Below are 19,849 nucleotides of genomic sequence, written 5' to 3'. Positions count from 1 at the left end.
GGCGGTCACACCAGTCAAAAGATCCGGTCAGCAACGACCTTCGATCTCTTTGCCGACGGCTCCCGCGGCATGCCGGCGGCTCCTCCGGCGACGCTCCGCGAGGACACGGCGGATCGCCCGTTCCTCGGCGGGTTAGGGGCGGGCCTGGGCGGGGAGGCCCGGAAGTGATCCGAACCAGGACGCGGAAACCACCGCCTCCTCGAACCCGGCGACACTCGTCTTCCCGTTGGGAGAGCCCCATGACCGAACGCGCAGCGGCCCCGGGCGGCGGGCCGGGCCCGTGGACCTCCGGGCACGCCCGGTGATCCCCGCCGAGATGGACGCCTGGGTGGTCGCCCGCCCGGGACCGATCGGCTCGCACCCCCTGGAGCGGGTCCGGATCCCGGTCCCCGTGCCTGCCCCCGGCGAGGTGCTGGTCCAGGTCGAGGTGTGCGCCGTCTGCCGTACCGACCTCCACCTCGCCGAAGGCGACCTGTCCCCGCGGCGCCCGAGGACCGTGCCCGGTCACGAGGTCGTGGGGCGGGTGGTGGCGTGCGGCCCGGAGACGGTACGGCTCGCACCCGGCGCGCGCGTGGGCGTGGCCTGGCTCCGCTCGACCTGCGGGCGCTGCCGCTACTGCCGCCGGGGAGCGGAGAACCTCTGTCCCGCCTCCACCTACACCGGCTGGGACGCCGACGGCGGCTACGCCGAATACCTCACCGCCCGCGAGGACTACGTCTACCCGCTTCCCGAGGAGGCCCCGGCCGCGAAGCTGGCGCCTCTGCTGTGCGCCGGAATCATCGGATACCGCGCCCTGCTCCGCTGCGATCTGCCGCCCGGCGGCCGCCTGGGCATCTACGGCTTCGGCGCCTCGGCCCATCTGACCGCGCAGGTCGCCGTCGCCCAGGGCGCGAGCGTGCACGTCCTCACCCGGTCGGCCAAGGCTCGTGAGCTGGCCAGGGCGCTGGGAGCGGCCTCGACCGCGGGCGCGGCCGAGGCCCCGCCCGAACCGCTGGACGCCGCGATCCTGTTCGCGCCGGTGGGCGAGCTGGTGCCGGTCGCGTTGACCGCCCTGGACCGGGGCGGCACCCTCGCCGTGGCGGGCATCCACCTCAGCGACATCCCCGCGCTGAACTACCAGCGCCATCTGTTCCAGGAGCGGACGCTGCGCAGCGTCACCGCCAACACCCGCGCCGACGGCCGGGCATATCTGGAGTTCACCTCTGTCCATCCCCCGCGGGTCACGACCGTGCCCTACCCCTTCGAGGCGGCGGACCGGGCGCTGGACGACCTCGCCGGCGACCGCGTCGAAGGCGCCGCCGTACTCATGATCCGGCCCTGACCCCGCCGCGACCGGCGGAGGGCTCCGCACCGCCCCGGAGGCGGAATCAGGGATCGAGATCGTCCGTGGGACGCAGGAGAAGCAAGGCGATGTCGTCGCTGCGACGGCTGGTCTGCTGCGCGTGCCGGATCAAGGCGTCGGCCACCTCCTCCAGAGACCGGTCGCCGGTGCGCGCCAGCTCCGTGCCGAGGTCGGCCAGGGCGTCGTCGATGTCGATCCCGGGGGTCTCGATCAGACCGTCGGTGTAGAGAGCCAGAACGGAGCCGGCCTGGAGGGGGATCTCCGTGTGCGGATACTCGATTTCGGGGTCGATGCCCAGCAGCAGGCCGCCGGGTACGTCCAGCACCTGCACGTCACCGCCGGGGTGGCGCAGGAGAGGCTGGGGGTGACCCGCGCGAGCCATGCACGCCGTACGGCGGCGCATGTCGAGGCGGAGGTAGACGCAGCTGGCGAACATGCCGGGGTCCAGGTCCGCCAGGAGGTGGTTGGTGCGGGCCAGGACTTCGCCGGGATCGGCGCCGGCCGTGGCGTAGGCGCGCACCGCGGTGCGCAACTGGCCCATGAGGGCCGCCGCGGTGACGTTGTGCCCCTGGACGTCGCCGATCACGGCGGCGACGGTGTCGTCGTCGAGCCGGATGACGTCGTAGAAATCTCCCCCGATGTCCATGCCTTCGGTGCCGGGAAGGTAGCGGACGGCCGCGGTCAGGCCGGGCAGATGCGGAAGGGCGTGGGGCAGCAGGCCTTCCTGCAGGCCGTGGGCGAGCTCCAGCTTGGCGTCGTAGAGGCGCGCGCGTTCCAGGGCCTGGGCGATCAGGCCGCCGAGCGAGGTCAGCACGGCGCGTTCCTCGACGCTGAAGCGATGCGGCTGGGTGAAAGCGAGCACGCAGGTGCCGATGGGCCGGCCTGAGGCGATCAGCGGCAGGAACGCCCAGGCGGCCATTCCGTCGTCCGGGGCGACGGCCAAGGGGTAGACCTGGTCCATTTCCTCCCGGGACTCGAAGAAGCTCGGCACTCCGGTGACCATCGTCCGCGCGCTCGGCGTGGGCGAGGTCAGGGGAAGGCGGTCGTACTGCTTTATGACGTTGGGCGAGTAGCCCCGATGACCGACGACGCGCAGCCGGCCCTCCTCGGCCATGAGCAGGGCCAGCGCCTGCCCGCCGAAGGCCGGCATCATCTGGTCGGCGACCAGGTCCACCACGTCCTGCACTCCGGCGGCCTCGGTCAACGCGCTCGCCAGGTGCAGGACATGGTAGATCGCCCCGAGCTTGGTGGGTACCGCCGAGTCGACCGCCAACGTGGGCTGCGGGACAGTGTCGGCCTCCACCAGGGCCGGGGCGATGCGCACGGTGATGCCGGAGATCGCGGGATACAGGTTGAACGACAGCCACCGGTCCGGAGGGCGCAGCGCCACGAACGAGGTCGGCTGCTGGCTGATCATCGCCGCGCGGTAACGGTCCTCGTAGACCGGGTCGTTCAGCCAGGGCAGCACCGTCCAGGGCTGGGCGCCGATCAACCGCCAGGCCGGCTCACCGAGCAGGTCGGCCCCCTGCGGGCTGATGAAAGTGAGGCGGCCTCGGCTGTCCATGGTGCATATCCCCTCCGGCAGGCGCGACACCATCGCCTCAAGGGCCTCCGCCGGGCTCACACTGGGTGGGGCGAGCACGCGTGGTTCCGGGCGCGCCCGTACCGGCCTGCCGGCCTGAGCGGCCTCTTCCAGCCTCCGCGCCAGGTCGGCGACGGCCGTCGCCAGGCGATCGTCTTCGCCGGAGGACAGCCGGGAGGCATGGGAGCCGGACCAGATGACGTACATCGCCCCGTAGTCGGCCGTGGCGGTGGCCAGCGGCAGCGCGGCCATCGCGAACTCGTACGGCATGGCGAGTGCCGTACCCGGGTAGCGGCGCACCATGTCCTCCTCGCCGCTCACCCACACCAGCCGGCTCTCCCGTAACGCGTCGGCCACCGGAAGCGAAGCGGTCAGGCTCACCCGCTCCCACGGCCGGACGAACTCCTGCGGCACCCCCTTCAGCACCGCCATCTCCAGCACCTGGGCATCGGGGGTCAGGAGGTAGATCGCGCCCGTATGCGCGCCGACCTCCTCCAGCGCCGCAGCGAGGCCCTCGGCCAGCGCGTCGAGACCGTCTTCGGCGAGCCGGTCGTCTGAGGAAAGAGACTGTTCCGTCACGGCCGGCGCCCTATGCCTCGGCTCGCAGCCGCAATGCCGCACGCCGCACTGCCCCCGCGCACCGGTCCCCCCGTCCTGCCATTCGGCACGACCTCCTGCACATATATGGACGATACCCCCGCTGACCAGGAGTTTTGAAATATCTCGTACAAGGAGGGTTTCCCGGCTCCGCGCCCGCCGGTCGATGGAGTAGAACGCCTTCATGGCAGATCTCAGCCGTGTCACCACATGGATCGACGGCTACGTCCAGGCGTGGAACTCCAACGATCCGGCACACATCGGCGCCCTCTTCACCGAGGACGCCGAGTACTGCACGGCACCGTTCCGGCCGCCCTGGCGCGGCCGCGACCGAATCGTCGAGTGGTGGATGGAGCACCCCGCCGCCCCGGCCGGGTGACGCCTCAGCGTCCGGCGCCCGCGCCGGCGATCCGGTCCGCGAGGTCGCCGTGCCGCTCCCTGAGCTCACGCTTGAGGATCTTGCCGCTCGGGTTCTTCGGGAGCGCGTCGACGAACGCGAACGCCTTCGGCACCTTGAACGTCGCCAGCCGTTCACGGGCGTGCGCCCGCAGTTCCTCCTCGGTGACGGCCGCGCCGGGCTTGGTCACCACGATCGCGACGACCGCCTCGATCCAGCTCGGATGCCTGACCCCGACGACCGCCACCTCGGCGACGGCGGGGTGCTCGTAGATCGCCTCTTCGACCTCGCGGCTGGCGACGTTCTCGCCACCGGACTTGATCATGTCCTTGATCCGGTCGACGACCGTGAGGTACCCCTCCTCGTCCATCGTCCCCAGATCGCCCGAGTGGAACCAGCCGCCCCGGAACGCCTCGGCGGTCTTCTCGGGGTCGTCGAGGTATTCGAGGATGGCGTGCGGGCTCCGGTGGACGATCTCACCGATCTCACCGGCGGGTACGTCCCGGCCCTCCGCGTCCACGACCCGGGTCTCCACGTTCAGGGCGGCCCGGCCCGCGGATCCGGCCTTGCGGATCTGGTCCTCGGGCTGGAGCATGACGGCGACGGGCGCCATCTCCGTCTGGCCGTAGAAGTTCCACAGGCGCACGTCGGGCAGCCGCTCGCCGAGCTCGCGGAGCACCTCCACGGGCATGATCGCCGCCCCGTAGTAGCCCTTGCGCAGCGAGGAGAGGTCGCGCTTGTCGAAGTCCGGGTGGCGCAGCAGGCCGATCCAGACCGTCGGCGGGGCGAAGAACTTGGTCACCCGGTGAGTTTCGATGGCGGCGAGCACCGCGGCGGGGTCGGGTCCGGGCAGGATGACACTGGAGGCTCCGAGCTGTATGTCGGGCACCAGGAAGCAGTGCTGCTGCGCGCAGTGGAACAGCGGCATCGAGTGCAGCTCGACGTCGTCGCGGTCCATGCCGCCGTCGATGATGCAGCTGCCGTATTGGGCGATCAGCGCCGCATGGGACAGGACCGCGCCCTTGGGGCGCGACTCGGTCCCCGAAGTGTAGAGGATCTGGGCCGGGTCGTCCGGCGCGATGGGCACCGCGGGCTCTCGGGAGTCGTCGTGGCCCAGCAGGGCCGAGAACGGCTCCCAGTCCCCCGCCGCCTCGCCGTACACGATCCGTGTCCGCAGGCGGTCCGTCGCCTTGATCGCCTCTTCCGCGACCGGCAGGAGCGCGTCCTGCACGAGCAGGGCCACGGCCGAGGAGTGACCGACGACGTATCCGACCTCCTCGCCGCGGAGCATGAAGTTGATCGGCACCAGTACGGCGCCCGCCCGGGCGACGGCGAAGATCGTCTGGACGTACTCGACGGTGTTCCGTGAGAGCACCGCCACCCGGTCGCCGACCCTCACCCCTCTTGCGAGGAGCGCGTTGGCGATCCTGCCGGCATCCTCGTCGAGCTGGGCGTAGGTCCGGGCGTTCACGCCGTCGGACACGGCGAGGCGGTCGGGGTGACGCCGAGCGGATCGGCGGAGCAGGTCGGCCAACGATTGACGACGGGCAAGCGCGACATCCGCCTGCTCCGGGGCTCCGGCAAGAGACACGGGCTTCTCCAGAATTGCTACCACAGAGGAAACTTCTGGCAAGCGTAGTGATGTTCGCCCTTCCGGGGGAGAGCCCCGGCGCTCCTCCGAGGCCGCCCGCCCCACGCGAGGGAGCGGGCGGCGGCGTCACGGCCGGGCGCCGCCGGGGCGCCCGCGGTGGGAGGAAACCCGCGGAGCACGCCCTAGGAGGGGAGGGCGTCGCGTTCGGTGTCGACGTAGGCGGCGAGTTCCCGCACTGTGGGGAACTCGAAGACCGCGCGAACCGGGATCTCCACCTCGAAGACCTCGGCGACCGCCGCGGTGATGCGGACGGCGAGCATGGAGTGGCCGTCGAGGGCGAAGAAGTCGTCTTCCGGGTCCACGTGATCCCGGTTGAGGACTTCGCACCAGATGTCCGCCAGTTTCTTCTCGGTCTCCGTGGTGAAGGCCGCGGGTTCCTGGGCCGGGCCGGCGGGCTTGGAGAGGGACCGGGGGTCGGGAAGCCGCTGCCGGTCCACCTTGCCCGTCGAGGTGAGCGGCAGTTTCTCCAGAACGACGTAGGCGGCGGGCACCATGTAGGCGGGCAGGGTGCCGGCCAGCCTGCGGTGGAGAACCTTCACGTCGACCGAACCGCCCTGGTGGGGTTCGAGGTAGGCGGCGGGATGTGTGGTCCCGGTCTCGTCGCCGAAGACGCCCACGGCCGCCTGGGCCACCGCGGGGTCGGACAGCAGCACCGACTCGATCTCGCCCAGCTCGACGCGGGCGCCTCTGATCTTCACCTGGCCGTCGCGGCGGCCGGCGAAGGTCAGCGTGCCGTCGGGCAGGCGGCGGCCGAGGTCTCCGGTGCGGTAGATCCGCGGCGCGGGGCCGTCACCGTCGAGCCGCGTCGCCGGGTCGCCGTCGTCGGGCAGGAAGACCTCGTCGGTCTCCTTCTGCCTGCGCAGGTAGCCGTGGGCGAGATACCGGCTGCGGATGCAGATCTCGCCCTCCTCCCCGTCGGCGACCGGCGCCCCCTGTGCGTCGCGGAGCAGGATCTCGATCCCCGGGATGTCCGTGCCGATCGGCACGGCGCCGTCGTAGTCGTCGGGCACGCGGTAGAAGGTGGCGACCGTCGACTCGGTCGGGCCGTACATGTTGTAGACCACCGTGCCGGGGAAGTGCCGCCGGACGCTCCCGACCAGCGACCCGTGCAGCGGCTCGCCGAAGAGGGTGACCGACCGCATGTGGCCGGCGGGGGCGGCGCTCGCCTCGTCCCTGGCGTTCAGCAGCCTGCGGAACAGCGTCGGGACGGTGAACACGTGGCTGACCTCGTGGGTGGCGACCCACTCTCGCATCCGGACGCCGTCGGGCTTGACCTCGGGCGGAGGGACGACGAGCGTCGCCCCGGCGTGCACCGCACCGAGGATCTCGACGTAGGCGGCGTCGTAGCTGGGCCTGGCCCACTGCAGCATCCGGGCTCCGGGGGCCAGGCCCACCTCTCCGGCGAACCAGGACGCGAAGTGCATCAGGTTTCCCGACCGCTGGACGATGCCTTTGGGCGCGCCGGTCGACCCCGAGGTGTAGACCAGGCAGCTCGTGTCCGCGGGCACCTCGGAACCGGCCTCGCCGCTCGCGCCGGAGAAGACGGTCGCCTCGTCACCCGCCACGACCACCACGGCCGGGCTGCGGGTCAGGTCGGCGGCCATGGCCGCGCCCTCGGGGGTGGTGACGATCCCGCGCGGCCGGCAGTCGTCGACGATGGCACGGTGCCGCACCGCGGGCTGGTCGCCGTCCAGCCACACGAACGGGGTCCCGGCGACGAAGGCGGCGAGCAGGGCGGCCGTCGCGTCCGCGCCGTCGGCCATGGTCATCGCCACGACATCACCTGGCCGCAGCCCCGCGGAGACGAGCGCGCCGCGGTAGCGGTCGACGCGGAGAGCCAGGTCGCGATAGGTGAGCATGCCTGTGGCCGACACCACGGCCGGTCTGTCCGGCTCCTCCTCGGCGTGGCGGGCGAGGGCACGGCCGATATCCGAATCGCTTTTCATCAGGAATCCTCCGGTGCGAGAAGGCGGGTGATCACCCGTGTCGAGTGCGCGCCTCCGGTCTGGACGACAAGGTGGCCTGCGGGGATGCGGGAGAGGGAGAAGGCGCCCGTGGTGTAGGCGGCCCATTCGCCCATGTCGTCGGCGCTCACCCCGGGATCGGCGGACCCGGACAGCGCGTGCAGCGGGCAGCCGAGCTTCGGCTCCGGCCGGTAGGCGTATCCGCGGAACAGGGCGAAGTCCTCCCACAGTCCGGCCAGCATGACCTGCCGCAGCCTGGGGTCGTCGAGCGCGGCCGAGACCTCCTCGTTTCCGTCCCGCAGGAAGGCGACGAAGCCCTGGAGCAGGTCGGGCATGGCGCTGCCGAAAGCCGGCACGCCGTCGGCCAGGAGCTTCTCCACCGCGGGGAGCCAGCGGTGGGGCGCCTGCAGCGAGGCCAGCACCACGGCCGCGGGCGGCCTGCCCGCGGCCGTCGCCGCGCGTGCCACCTCGTACGCGATCAGCCCGCCCAGGCTCTGGCCGAGCAGGGCGTACGGTCCCGGCAGGGTGAGGATGTCCTCGGTGACCTTGTCGACCAGATCCTGGAGACCGGTGGCCCGCGGCTCGGTGCTCGATCCGCCCCGGCCCGGCATGCGCAGCGCGTGCACCTCGACGGTCTCGGGGAGTTCGCGGGCGAGCCCGGCGTAGGAGGGGGCGTCGCCCCCCGCGTGCGGGAAGCAGCACAGGCGCAGCGCGGCGCCGGGCCGCCGCCGTGGCACCCAGAACCACGGTGAGGTCACCGGGCGTCCCCGAACGCGTCCGGCGTGACGATGAAGACCAGTGGCTCGTCCGGCGGCGGGGGTTCCTCGCCCTCCCACTCGAACGTGGCGGGCACCAGGAAGGGCGGCAGCCGGCGGCGCAGGCGGGCGCGCAGGTCGGCGTCGGCGGGCCGGGGGGCGCCGGGCTTCGCCGGGGTGAGGTGGGCGGCCAGGCCGGTGTCGGCGTTCCTGACCCGGGCGGTCGCCACGTCGGGCTCCTGGACGATCGCGTCCTCGACGACCTTGGCCGGTACGCGGCAGCCGCGCATGTGCAGTTCCGCGTCCGCCGCGCCGTACAGTTCGAGCTCGCCGTCGCCCCGCATCCGGGCGAGCAGTCCCGTCCGCTCCGGCCCGGCGACCCCGGTGATCCAGAGCTCGCCGACCACCCCGCGGGGCAGGACGACGCCGTCGCCGTCTCTTACGGTCACCTGCGCGTCGGCCGGGGCGCCGCCCAGTTCGCGGTGGATGTGAGAGAGCGGCAGGTCCGGGTTCGCGCACACCGCGGCCAGCAGCCTGCGGTAGGTGTCGGCGAGGCCCTCGGCGGTCGCGCGGTCGAACAGGTCGGTGTTGTAGCAGACCAGCATGTCCAGGTCGGCGTCGGCGAGCTCGGGAGCCTCCGAGAGATGGACCTCAAGGTCGAAGCGGGTCGCGGGCTGGGTGACCTCCCTGCCCCAGCCGTGGACCTCCAGGTCGTGCCAGCGCAGCTGCACGCCGTACGGCGGGGCGTGCAGCATGTTGAAGACGATCTGGACCAGCGGGTTGTAGGAGAGGTCCCGCTCGGCGCCGAGCCGGTCGACGAGGATGTCGAAAGGGAGCAGGTCGTGCTCCAGTGCCCCGAACAGCGCGTTGCGGGCGCGTTTCATGATCGTGCGGAAGGACGGGTCGTCGGCGAGCCGGGTGCGCACGGGCAGAGTGCTGATGAAGAAGCCGACGGTGGAGGCGAACTCGGGACGCGACCGGCCGGCCATGGTCACGCCGGTGACCACGTCCGCCGTGCGCGCGTAGCGCCCGATGAGCACGGCGAAGGCGGCGTAGGCGGCCTGGAAGAGCGTGACCCGCTCGGCGCGGGCCAGATCCCGCAGAGACCGGCCCAGTTCGTACGAGATGGGAAAGGACACCTCGGCGCCGTTGAACGTCTGGACCCGCGGGCGGGGCCGGTCGATCGGCAGGGTGATCAGCTCAGGAGCCCCGTCGAGATGCTCGCGCCAGTAGCGGAGGTTCTTCTCGACCTTGGGCGAGCCGAGCATCTCACGCTGCCAGACGGCGTAGTCGGCGTAGCCGGCCTTCGGGAGTGGCAGCTCCACCGGCACGCCGCTGACTTCGGCGCTGTAGAACTCGCCGATCTCCACGTCGATGATCTGGGCCGACCAGGCGTCCACGACCATGTGGTGGACGACGAGCAGGAAGATGTGGCGGTCGGGGCCGACGCGCAGCAACTGGGCCTTGAGCAGGGGATCCCGGGCGATGTCGAAAGGCCTGGCCGCCCATTCGATCGCGTACTCGGTGGCCGCGCGTTCCCATCCGCCGGGATCGTCGCCGGACCAGGTCAGCTCTTCGAGCGGGATCTCGGCCGAGTAGGGGGTGTCATGGATCACCACCCGGGGGCGGCCCGCCTCGGTGAGGAAGTTCATCCTGAGCGCGTCGTGGCGGTCGTGGACGCGTGACAGGGCCCGCCGCAGCGCCTCGACGTCCAGGGGGCCGCGCAGGTCGTAGCCGAAGGCGACGTTGTACTGAGGCGATCCGGGAGCGAACTGCTCCAGGAACCACAGCCTCTGCTGAGCGAGCGACAGGACCGGATCCGGGTTTTCAGACATGACAATTACCACCCACATCAAGGGTGTTCACATTGCATCACTTTCATCCGGACGACGATTTCCGAAAAGTTCGCGCACGTTTTTCAAACGGCTGTCCGCACAGGAGAACGTAAACTCCGGCACGAACCACGTCAAGGGGAGGTCGTTTTTCTCGGACCCGTCAATTTAAATGACATTCAGTTTGAGAATCTGACGTTGGGTCGCCGGGTTACAGCGGAGCGAAATCGACCGAGAGACCCCTTGACTACATTCCGTTGATCATCAAACATGAATGAATCGCGAGGCCACCTCTATTTCTTCGGCTCTCCGGCAGAGCAGGCCTATCCCATGTCTATGACGTCTACGGCGCTCATTTTGCGCGGGCGCGGGAGGTAAGTCGTCGTGAGTTCCCCCATGACCGTGTGGCGCGCGCTTGAGCGTCACGCGGCGGCTCATCCCGACCGGGTGGCCTTCACCTACCTGCGGTTCGGCGCGCCGACCCCCGACGGCCGCGACAACGTCCGCGCCGAGGACGTCACCTATGGCGACCTGCGCGACCGTGCGATCGACTACGCCGAACGGCTCGGCACGCTGGACCGTCCCGCCGGGGCCGTGCTCCTGCTGTACGCCAGCGGCCTCGACTTCGTCTCGACTTTCCTCGGCTGCCTGCTCGCGGGGGTGCCGTCCGTACCCGCTCCCCCGCCGCGCAGGCCGTATGCCCGGATCGCCGAGCGGCTGACCGGGATCATCGAGGACGCCGGCGTGTGGGTCGGCACCGCGGCGGCGAACGTGTCGGTGCGGGAACTGGCCTTCCTGACTCCGAGACTGACCGAGCTGGCCTGGCTCGACCCTCCCGCCCCGGCCGACCGCGGGCGGCGGGGGCCCGTGACGGAGCGGATCACCGAAGGCGCGGCCTACCTGCAGTACACCTCGGGCTCGACCTCCGCCCCCAAGGGCGTCGAGGTCACCCACGCCAACCTGATCGAGCAGGTGAACGCGCTCGACGAGAGATTCGGGCACGACTCCACCAGCGTGATGGTGAGCTGGCTGCCGGTCTTCCACGACATGGGCCTCATCTACTCCGTGGTGACCCCGCTGGTGCTGGGCTTCCGCTCGGTCCTCATGCTGCCCGAGGACTTCGCCGCCCGGCCGATCCGCTGGTTGCGCGCGATCCAGGACTACCGGGGCACCCACTCCATGGCCCCCAACTTCGGCTTCGACCTGTGCGTGCGCAAGGTGGCCGAATCCGAGCGCCAAGGCCTCGACCTCAGCTCGTGGCAGGTCTCCGCCGACGCCTCGGAACCGATCCGGGCCCGCACCGTCACCGCGTTCGAGCGGGTCTACGGGTCGTACGGCCTGGCCCCGACCGCGCACCGCCCGGCGTACGGCCTGGCCGAGGCCACGCTGATCGTGACCGGCGGCGGCCCGGAGCACCGGGCGAAGTGGCTGCCCGTCAAGCGTGACTCCCTGGGCAACGGCCAGATCGAGCTGCACACCGAGGACGTCTGGGACGTGGTGTCCTGCGGACCGCCCTTCGACGGGTTCGACCTGAGGATCGTCGATCCCGAGACCCATCTGGAGGTGCCGCACCGGGTCGAGGGCGAGATCTGGGTGTCGGGGCCGTGCGTGGCCGACGGGTACTACGGCAAGGCGGAGGCGACCGAGGAGACGTTCCGCGCCCGCCTCTCCGGCGATCACAGCCAGGTTCCCTACCTGCGCACGGGCGACCTGGGCTTCCTCGACGACGGCGAGCTGTACGTGACCGGCCGCCGCAAGGACATCATCATCGTGCGGGGCCAGAACCACTACCCCCAGGACATCGAGCAGGTGGCGGAGAGCGCCCACCCCGGCCTGCGCCAGGGCTGCGGCGCCGCGTTCGCGCTGGACGCGTACGACGAGCGGATCGGGCTCGCCTTCGAGGTCCGCGAGGACGTCGCCGGTGAGAGCCTGGCCGAGGTGGCGGACGCGGCGCGGCGGGCGGTGGCGGAGACGTTCGGCATCACGCTCGACACGATCGCCCTCATGCCCACCGGCACGATCCCGAAGACCTCCAGCGGCAAGATCCGCCGGTCGGAATGCCGCCGCCGCCTTCTCGCGGGGGTTCTCGAAGTCCACCGGGTCTTCGGCGGCGCCTCACCCGCGACCGGCCCGGCCGACACGACGGGCACGACGGGCACGACGGGCACGACGGGCACGACGGCCGCGATGCCCCCGGCTCTGCTCGTCCCCGCCCTGCGGCTGGCCGCCGCCCGCATCATCGGCGTCGATCCCGGTGGCATCGACGACCACGCGCCGTTCGCCCAGTACGGCCTGGACTCCCTGGGCGCCGAGGAACTCGCCGGTGTCTGCGCCCAGCTGCTGCGGATCGAGGTCCCGGCGACCGTCGTCTACGACAATCCCACCCTGCACGGCCTGGCCACGGCTCTGGCGCGGCTCCAGTGAGCGGAACCGACATCGCGATCGTCGGGATGGCCTGCCGGTTTCCCGGCTCGGCCAACTCCCCCGAGGAGTTCTGGGACCTGCTGGACACCGGGCGCGACGCCGTACGAGAGGTGCCGCCGGAGCGCTGGAGCGTCCCCGGCCTCTACTCCCCCGACCGTGACCTGCCGGGACGCATCAGCACCCGCTGGGCCGGGTGCGTGGACGACATCGACCTGTTCGACGCCGGATTCTTCGGCATCTCCCCCCACGAGGCCGCGCAGACCGATCCCCAGCAGCGGATGCTGCTCGAGGTCGCCCACGAGGCACTGGAACGGGCGGGAATCCCGGTCGGCGGCCCCGAACTCGCCAGGGGCGGCGTCTTCACCGGTGTCAGCGGCAGCGACTACGGGCGCCTGCTCGGCAGGGATCTGAACCCGCTGGACGCCTACTACAGCACCGGGCAGGCCGCGTCGATCACCTCCGGCCGCCTGTCCTACCAGTTCGACATGCGCGGCCCGAGCGTGGCGACCGACACGGCCTGCTCCTCCTCGCTGACCGCGGTGCACCTCGCGGTGCGCGCCCTGCGCGCCGGGGAGTGCGACCTCGCGCTCGTCGGCGGCGTCAACCTCGTCCTCGCCCCCGACCTGTGGGTGTCGTTCTCCAAGTTCGGCATGATGTCCCCCCGCGGCCGATGTCACGCGTTCGGCGCCGAGGCCGACGGTTACGTCCGCAGCGACGGCTGCGGCGTTCTCGTGCTCCGCCCGCTGGCCGACGCCGAGCGGGCCGGCCAGGAGATCCTCGCCGTCATCCGCGGCTCGGCGGCCAACTCCGACGGCCGCAGCAACGGCCTCACCGCCCCCAACGGCTCGGCCCAGGAGGCCGTGATCCGCCAGGCCCTGGCCGACGCGGGCACCTCGCCGGACGAGATCGGCTACGTCGAGGCGCACGGTTCCGGCACCCCGCTCGGGGACCCCATCGAGTTCGGCGCCCTGGCCCGCACGTACGGCGCCGCCCGCCACGCCGCGGGCCACCGCTGCCACGTCGGCTCGGTCAAGTCCAACATCGGCCACGCGGAGGCCGCCGCCGGGATCGCCGGGCTCATCAAGCTCGTCCTCTGCCTGCGCCACGGCCGGATCCCGGCCACGCTGCACGCCGAACCGCCCAACCCGCGGCTGCCCCGCGCCGAGGGGCTGGCGGTCGCCACGGAGCCGCGCCCATGGCCCGGTCCCCGGGTCGGAGCGGTCAGCTCCTTCGGATTCGGCGGCAGCAACGCCCACGTCGTCGTGGCCGCAGCGCCGGACCGGCCGGAGACCGTGACGCCGCCCGGCGAGGACGGCGCCCTGCTGCTGCCGCTGTCCGCGCGCACCCCGGAGGCGCTGCACGCCCTGGCCGGGCGCTACGCGCGGTGGCTGGCCCGGGGACCGGTCGATCTCACGGCCGCGTGCGCCGGGGCGGCCCTGCGGCGCACCCATCACGAGGTGCGCGCCGCGTTCGCCGCGGCCGGCCAGGAGGGCCTCCGCGCCGAGCTGGAGGCCTACGCGGCTCGGCCGCCCGAACCGGCCAGGACGACACGGTGGCGCGACACCGTCATGGTCTTCTCCGGGCAGGGCCGCGAGTTCCCCGGCATGGGACGGCGCCTGCTGGCCGATCCCGTCTTCGAGGAGCATGCCCTGGCCTGCGACGCCGCCTTCCGCGACGTTCTCGGCGCCTCCGTGCTCGACCTGCTCCGCGAGGACACCGGCGGGGACGCGGGCGGAGACGCGGGCAAGGACCGCCTGCGCCGTACCGACCTGGCACAGGCGGTCCTGTTCACCCTGCAGACCGGTCTGGCGCGCGTGTGGCGCGCCTTCGGCGTGGTCCCCTCGGCCGTGCTCGGGCACAGTGCCGGGGAGGCCGCCGCCGCCCATACGGCCGGAATCCTCGACCTCGACGAGGCCGTGCGGCTCGTCGCCGCCCGCGGTACCGCGATGCAGGCGGCGAGCGGGCTCGGCCGGATGGCCGCCGTCGCCGCGTCCGCGGCGTCGGTGGAGGGAATGCTGCCCGACGGCGTGGTGGTGGCGGCCGACAACGGCCCGGCGAGCGTCGTCGTGTCGGGCCCCGAGCCCGAGCTGCGCGCCTGCCTCGCCGTGCTTTCGGCCGAAGGGGTGGAGTGCCGTCTGCTCGACGGCGAGTTCGCCTTCCACCACCCGGTCATGGGCGCCGCCGCCGATCGGCTCGCCAAGGAGCTTGAGGGCCTTCGCCTCAGGCCGGGGCTCGTCCCGTTCTTCTCCTCGGTCACCGGCGGCCTGCTGCATCACGCACAGGCGGACGCCGGGCACTGGGCTCGCGGGCTGACCGGCAGGGTGCGCTTCCGCGAGGCGGTCGAAACCCTCGCCAGGGCGGGCCTGGACAGCTTCCTCGAACTGGGGCCGCGCCCCACGCACGGCCCCGGTGTCATCACCTCGGCCGCGGCGGCGGGGGCGAGCGCGCAGACCGTGCACGGCTTCTCCCCCGACGGACCCGCCGGGATGCGCTCGCTGCTCGGCGAGCTGTACGCCAGGGGTGCCGCCATCGACTGGACGGCGCTCTACACCCCGCGCCGCCTCCCGCCCGGCATGCCGCTCTACCCCTGGCAGCACGCCAGGTTCTGGGCCCTGCCCGAACCCGCCCTGCCTGAAGCACCGTCTTCACCCTCACCGGAACGAGGCACCACCGTGTCCGCTGCGCCGTCCCCCGAGCCGTCCCCGATAGGGCAGATCATCAAGACCGAACTCGCCGGGCTGCTGGGCAGCGACCCCGGAGGCATCGGCGAGCTGACCCGGTTCGTCGAGCTCGGTGCCGACAGCCTGACGATGATGCGGCTGGTCACCGCGGTGAACCGGCGGTTCTCCACCGATCTGAGGGCGCCTGACCTGTTCGAGCGTTACCCGACCGTGGCGGCACTCGCCGGGCGCGTGCGCGAGCTCGCCGGTGAGGCGCCCGCCGAGCCGGGCATGCCGCCCGCGGCCGGGCCCGTCACGGCCGTGGCAGGGCCCGGAACGGCCGTGGCAGGGCCCGGAACGGCCGTGGCAGGGCCCGGAACGGCCGTGACGGCCGGTGGGCCGGCGGCGGCCCCCGACGGCCCCCTCGCCGGCATCATCCAGGCCCAGCTGGAGATCATGCGTGAGCAGCTCAGAGCGCTCAACGGCGGCCCTGCGCCGGCGGCGCCCGCCGTCCCGGAAAGCCCGGTACGGCAGGCGGTCCCCGAGAGCGCGGGCGCGCCGGCGAGCCCGCCGCTCACCGCCGACCAGCGGCGCTACGTCGGCGAGCTCGCCGAGCGGCTGGAGCGCCGCAGCCCCACGTCCAAGCGCCTGGCCGCGCGCCACCGCCGTCACCTCGCCGAGAGCCGCCCCTGGGCGAACTTCAGGCCGGAGGTCAAGGAGCTGATCTTCCCGCTGGTCACCGAGCGCGGCGAGGGCTCAAGGATCTGGGACGTGGACGGCGCCGAGTACACCGACTACTGCCTCGGGTTCGGCGTGCACCTGTTCGGCCACAACCCTGACTTCGTCGTCGACGCGGTCCAGGCCCAGGTGCGCAGGCTCCACTCGATCGGGACCCAGGTCGAGCTGGCCTACCGGGTGGCCGAACGGCTGTGCCGGATCACCGGCTACGAGCGGGTCACCTTCTGCACCACCGGGTCCGAGGCGGTGATGGGCGCGCTGCGGCTGGCCCGGCTGGCCACCGGCCGGGACCGTGTCGTGTATTTCGCCAGGTCCTACCACGGGACCACCGATTCCGTGCTCGGCCGCCCGACCGGCGGGCTCGGCGAGGCCGGGCCCATCGCGCCGGGCGTCTCGGCGAGGGCCGTCGAGGACGCCATCGTGCTGCCGTACGGCGATCCCGCCGCCCTCGACCACATCAGGGAGCACGCCGACCGGATCGCCGCGGTCCTGGTGGAGCCGGTGCAGAGCCGCAACCCCGCCGAGCAGCCGGGCGAGTTCCTGGCCGATCTGCGGCGGCTGACCCGCCGGCACGGCATCGTCCTCGTCTTCGACGAGATGATCACGGGATTCCGGATCGGCCTGCGCGGGGCGCAGGGATACTTCGGCATCCGCCCCGACATGACCACCTACGGAAAGATCATCGGAGGTGGTCTTCCCCTGTCGGTGATCGCGGGCAGCGCCGAGCTGCTCGCCGGGATGGACGGCGGAGCCTGGACCTACGGCGACGCCAGCGCCCCGGCCTCTCCCACGACGCTCTTCGGCGGCACCTTCCAGAAGCACCCGCTCTCCCTGGCCGCCGCCGATGCCGTGCTCACCCACCTGGAGGAGCGCGGGGAGGATCTCTACGCCGACCTCAACGCCCGCGCGGAACGCACGACGTCGGCGCTCGGCGAGATCCTGCGGAGCGCCGGGCTGCCCTACACCGTCGCGTCCTTCGGCTCCATGTGGCGGTTCCAATATCGCGGCATGGCCAACCTCTACCAGCCGCTCCAGCTGGAGATGCTCTACTACAGCCTGCTCGCCGAAGGGCTCCACGTGTGGGAGGGCCGCACGTTCTTCCTGTCCACGGCGCACGACGACGGGGACGTGGACCGGCTGCTGAAGGCCGTGGAGACCAGTGTCCGGCGGCTGCGCGAGGTGGGCTTCGCCGAACCGGCACCCTCGGCTCCCGGGGAGCCCGCACCGGCCCTGCCCGCCACCGCGCAGCAGCGGGATCTGCGGCGGCTGTGCCGCCGGCTCGGCCCCGGCTCGACCGCGTACAACGAGGCCGTGGTCGTCGAGCTGGACGGCCCGCTCGATCCGGCGGCCCTACGCCGGGCCCTCGACGTCATGCGCCGCCGCCACACGGCGCTGGGCTCGACGTTCGACGAGAGCGGCGAGTGGATGCGGGCACAGCCGTACGGCCCGGTGGAGTTGCCGGTCATCGACCTGGCCGGTGAGACGGCGGACGGGTACGACGCGGCCATCGGGGCCTGGGTGAACGCCCCCTACGACCTGTCGGGGGGCCCGCTGTTCCGCCCCACGCTCGTCCGGCGCGGCGAGGACCGGCACGCGCTGGTGCTCGCCGCCCACCATCTCGTCCTCGACGGCCAGTCGTACGCCGTGCTGATCCCGCAGATCGCCGAGGCGTATGCCCGGATCGTCGCGGGGCAGGAGGTTCCGGTCCGCGTGCCGGAGTGGCCGCGCTCGCTCCCGCGGGAGGCGGACGCCGGCCTCGTCGCCTACTGGCGCGACCGGCTGAGCGGCTATGACATACCGGCGGCGCCCGACGGCGAAGCACCGGACGGCCCGGGTCACGACCGCCTCCGGAACGCCGGCGAACCCGGCGTGCGGACCACGCTCGGGCTGGCCCCCGGCATGTGGCACCTGCTGCGCGAGCGGGCCACCGCGCGGGGCTGCACGCCGTTCATGCTCGCCTTCTGCGCCTTCGCCTACGTGCTGCACGAGGCCGTCGGACGAGACGACCTGCTCATCGGCGCCTCGACGGACCGGCGGGCCGATCTGCCCGATGACGCCCTCGACCGGGTCGGGCACTTCGCCGACGTCATCCCGGTACGCAGCCGTCGCGAGCCCGGGGAGGAGTTCGCCTTCTACCTCGATCGCACGCGTGACCACCTCGTCCACGACCTGTCCCACGGGCGCCTGCCGCTCGCGGAGATCGCCGAGCTCGCCGGGACGTCGCCGGAGAACCTGGTCACGGTGGTGTTCGACGTCAACCCGCCGCTGGAAGTGGGCGAATGGCCCGGCCTGTCGGCGAGGATCGCGATGGCCCCGCTCGGCGAGGCCAAGCACGACCTGTTCTTCGACGTCATCCCCACCGGGGACGGCGCGATGCTGGACGTGACCTACCGGGCCCCGTTCGACGCGCCCGCGGTCGAGCGGATCTGCGCGCGATGGCGGGACCTGCTCGACTCGCTGTCCTGAGGCGTGCCGCCCGGCGGCGGGGCCTTCCGGCCCGCCGCCGGGCCTACTTGTGTGCCGTCTCCTCGCAGGGCAGCACCCGGATCCGGTGCGGGCGCTCGGCCCTCAGCAGCTGCCCGAGAAGGCCGGCCTTGGCCTGCCGTACGGCCTCACCCGAAACGTCGCGCACGTAGAGGTCGAGGTCGAAGCGGGCCTCCCCGCCTTCGCCCGGGTAGGCCCGCGTCGCGGCCCTGACCACTCCCGGCAGCGAGGCGGCGAGCCTCCGCACCGAGGCGAGCGACACCTTGCTGCCGTTGACCACCATGAAGTCCGTCAGGCGGCCTTCGAAGTAGAGGTAGCCGTCCTCGTCCATCCGGAACAGATCACCGGTCGCGATCCGGCCGGGACCGGTGAAGCAGTCCGCGGCGCGTCCCTCGGGCACGCCGACCCGGCGCACGAGCACCGTGTCGGAGGCGACCAGCAGTTCCCCCACCCCGTCGGCGACGTCGCGCAGCGACACCGTGACACCGTCGAGCGGGCGCCCCGCCGAGGCGTGCCTGCCGGGCGGCTCCGCGTGGGCGGCGAGAGTGCTCACCCTGGGGCCCGCCTCGGTCAGCCCGTAGGTCAGGTAGAGCTCACGGCCCGGCATCCGCGCGAGAAGGCCCGCGACCAGGCCGGGATCGAGGAAGTCGCCGCCCACGGTGAGCATGCGCAACCCCTCGGGCGGGGACCAGTCGCGCGAAAGGAGGCTCCGCACGAGGAAAGGCGTCAGCGAGGAGCTCGTCACCCCGTGGCGGCCGATCGTCTCGTGGTACCCGGCGGGGGTGAACGGCGGGCCGTCGATCACCAGGCGGGCGCCGGTGACCAGCGCGGCCAGCGCTTGCGCGACAAGCGCGTAGGAGAAGTTCAGCGGGAGGTTCACCAGCACCGTGTCGGCGGACGTGAGACCGACCGCGGCGGCGTGCCGCGCGGCGTTGCGCACCAGCGAGGACACGCGGTGCAGGCAGCCGCTGGAGATCCCCGACGTGCCCGAGGTGAGGATGACCGCTTCGCCCGGCCGATGGCGGTGGTGCGGGCCGGGCAGGCGTGCCGCTTCCGTCCCCCGGTGCTCCCGGGGGACTCCGTACGGCCGGGCCCGCCCGTGGGGCGCGATGACGAGGCTCGCGCCGAGCCGTGCGGCGATCTCCCTGACCCGCGGCGCCGGGGTCGCCGGGGCGACGAGGACCGGGACCGCCCCGCCGTACAGGGTGCCGAAGAAGTGGCGCAGGAGCGTGGAGCCACTCGGCAGCGCGAGGAGCACCACCGCGCCCGGCTCGGGCAGCAGCCCGGAGACCAGTTCGGCGATCTCCGTGACCGACGCCGGCGACGCGGGCCACGGCTCCACGTCGACGACGGTCTCCAGATAGGCCTCCACCTCGGCACGGCCGAACGGCAGCCCGAGCGGCACCTCTGCGGCCACCGCCCG

10 protein-coding genes are annotated in these 19,849 nt (G+C 72.4%); 4 read left to right on the top strand and 6 right to left on the bottom strand.

The window, feature by feature from the left end; all coding sequences use genetic code 11:
* The first annotated feature begins 280 nt into the window (after nucleotides 1-280).
* Nucleotides 281-1,321 (top strand): zinc-dependent alcohol dehydrogenase family protein, encoded by a 1,041-nt coding sequence (locus ACFY2X_RS27000; protein WP_389942827.1) that lies wholly within the window; start codon nucleotides 281-283, stop codon nucleotides 1,319-1,321.
* Nucleotides 1,322-1,367: 46 nt separating this feature from the next.
* Here ACFY2X_RS27000 and ACFY2X_RS26995 read toward each other — a convergent pair whose 3' ends face one another.
* Nucleotides 1,368-3,503, bottom strand: coding sequence for a SpoIIE family protein phosphatase (locus ACFY2X_RS26995; RefSeq protein ID WP_389942824.1), 2,136 nt, complete (start codon nucleotides 3,501-3,503; stop codon nucleotides 1,368-1,370).
* A 202-nt stretch (nucleotides 3,504-3,705) separates the two neighbouring features.
* Between ACFY2X_RS26995 and ACFY2X_RS26990 the strand changes: the two genes are divergently transcribed.
* Nucleotides 3,706-3,900, top strand: coding sequence for a nuclear transport factor 2 family protein (locus tag ACFY2X_RS26990; RefSeq protein WP_389942821.1), 195 nt, complete (start codon nucleotides 3,706-3,708; stop codon nucleotides 3,898-3,900).
* A gap of 4 nt (nucleotides 3,901-3,904) precedes the next feature.
* On the opposite strand, the gene ACFY2X_RS26985 is transcribed toward ACFY2X_RS26990, so the two are convergent.
* The 4 genes from ACFY2X_RS26985 to ACFY2X_RS26970 form a co-directional block, all read right to left on the bottom strand.
* Nucleotides 3,905-5,509, bottom strand: coding sequence for a fatty acyl-CoA synthetase (locus ACFY2X_RS26985; protein WP_389942818.1), 1,605 nt, complete (start codon nucleotides 5,507-5,509; stop codon nucleotides 3,905-3,907).
* Between the two features lie 182 nt (nucleotides 5,510-5,691).
* On the bottom strand, nucleotides 5,692-7,515 hold the full coding sequence (locus tag ACFY2X_RS26980; protein ID WP_389942815.1) for an amino acid adenylation domain-containing protein: 1,824 nt from the start codon (nucleotides 7,513-7,515) through the stop codon (nucleotides 5,692-5,694).
* Nucleotides 7,515-8,291, bottom strand: a complete 777-nt coding sequence (locus ACFY2X_RS26975) for a thioesterase II family protein (protein WP_389942812.1) — start codon at nucleotides 8,289-8,291, stop codon at nucleotides 7,515-7,517. The genes ACFY2X_RS26980 and ACFY2X_RS26975 overlap by 1 nt, the downstream gene beginning before the upstream one ends.
* Complete coding sequence (locus ACFY2X_RS26970; protein ID WP_389942808.1) at nucleotides 8,288-10,123, bottom strand: condensation domain-containing protein; 1,836 nt, start codon at nucleotides 10,121-10,123, stop codon at nucleotides 8,288-8,290. The genes ACFY2X_RS26975 and ACFY2X_RS26970 overlap by 4 nt, the downstream gene beginning before the upstream one ends.
* Before the next feature lie 381 nt (nucleotides 10,124-10,504).
* Here ACFY2X_RS26970 and ACFY2X_RS26965 point away from each other — a divergent pair, with 381 nt between their 5' ends.
* Both ACFY2X_RS26965 and ACFY2X_RS26960 read left to right on the top strand, forming a co-directional pair.
* Entirely contained in the window at nucleotides 10,505-12,544 is a 2,040-nt protein-coding gene (locus ACFY2X_RS26965) for an AMP-binding protein (RefSeq protein WP_389942805.1), read from the top strand.
* Nucleotides 12,541-18,408, top strand: coding sequence for an aminotransferase class III-fold pyridoxal phosphate-dependent enzyme (locus ACFY2X_RS26960; RefSeq protein WP_389942802.1), 5,868 nt, complete (start codon nucleotides 12,541-12,543; stop codon nucleotides 18,406-18,408). Before ACFY2X_RS26965 ends, ACFY2X_RS26960 begins: the two co-directional genes overlap by 4 nt.
* 43 nt (nucleotides 18,409-18,451) lie before the next feature.
* On the opposite strand, the gene ACFY2X_RS26955 is transcribed toward ACFY2X_RS26960, so the two are convergent.
* Nucleotides 18,452-19,843 carry a class I adenylate-forming enzyme family protein gene (locus tag ACFY2X_RS26955; RefSeq protein WP_389942799.1) on the bottom strand — a complete coding sequence of 464 codons (1,392 nt, stop codon included), beginning with the start codon at nucleotides 19,841-19,843 and terminating at the stop codon, nucleotides 18,452-18,454.
* Nucleotides 19,844-19,849 lie beyond the last annotated feature (6 nt).

The organism is Streptosporangium sp. NPDC000396 (assembly GCF_042898655.1).
Taxonomy (GTDB): Bacteria; Actinomycetota; Actinomycetes; order Streptosporangiales; family Streptosporangiaceae; genus Streptosporangium.
This window is presented reverse-complemented; position numbering and strand designations above follow the sequence as displayed.

What these genes read in the sequence shown, in the direction of transcription:
- ACFY2X_RS26990 (WP_389942821.1), top strand. Translation starts at nt 3,706, where the DNA reads ATGGCAGATCTCAGCCGTGTCACCACATGGATCGACGGCTACGTCCAG.
- ACFY2X_RS26980 (WP_389942815.1), bottom strand. Translation starts at nt 7,515, where the DNA reads ATGAAAAGCGATTCGGATATCGGCCGTGCCCTCGCCCGCCACGCCGAG.
- ACFY2X_RS26970 (WP_389942808.1), bottom strand. Translation starts at nt 10,123, where the DNA reads ATGTCTGAAAACCCGGATCCGGTCCTGTCGCTCGCTCAGCAGAGGCTG.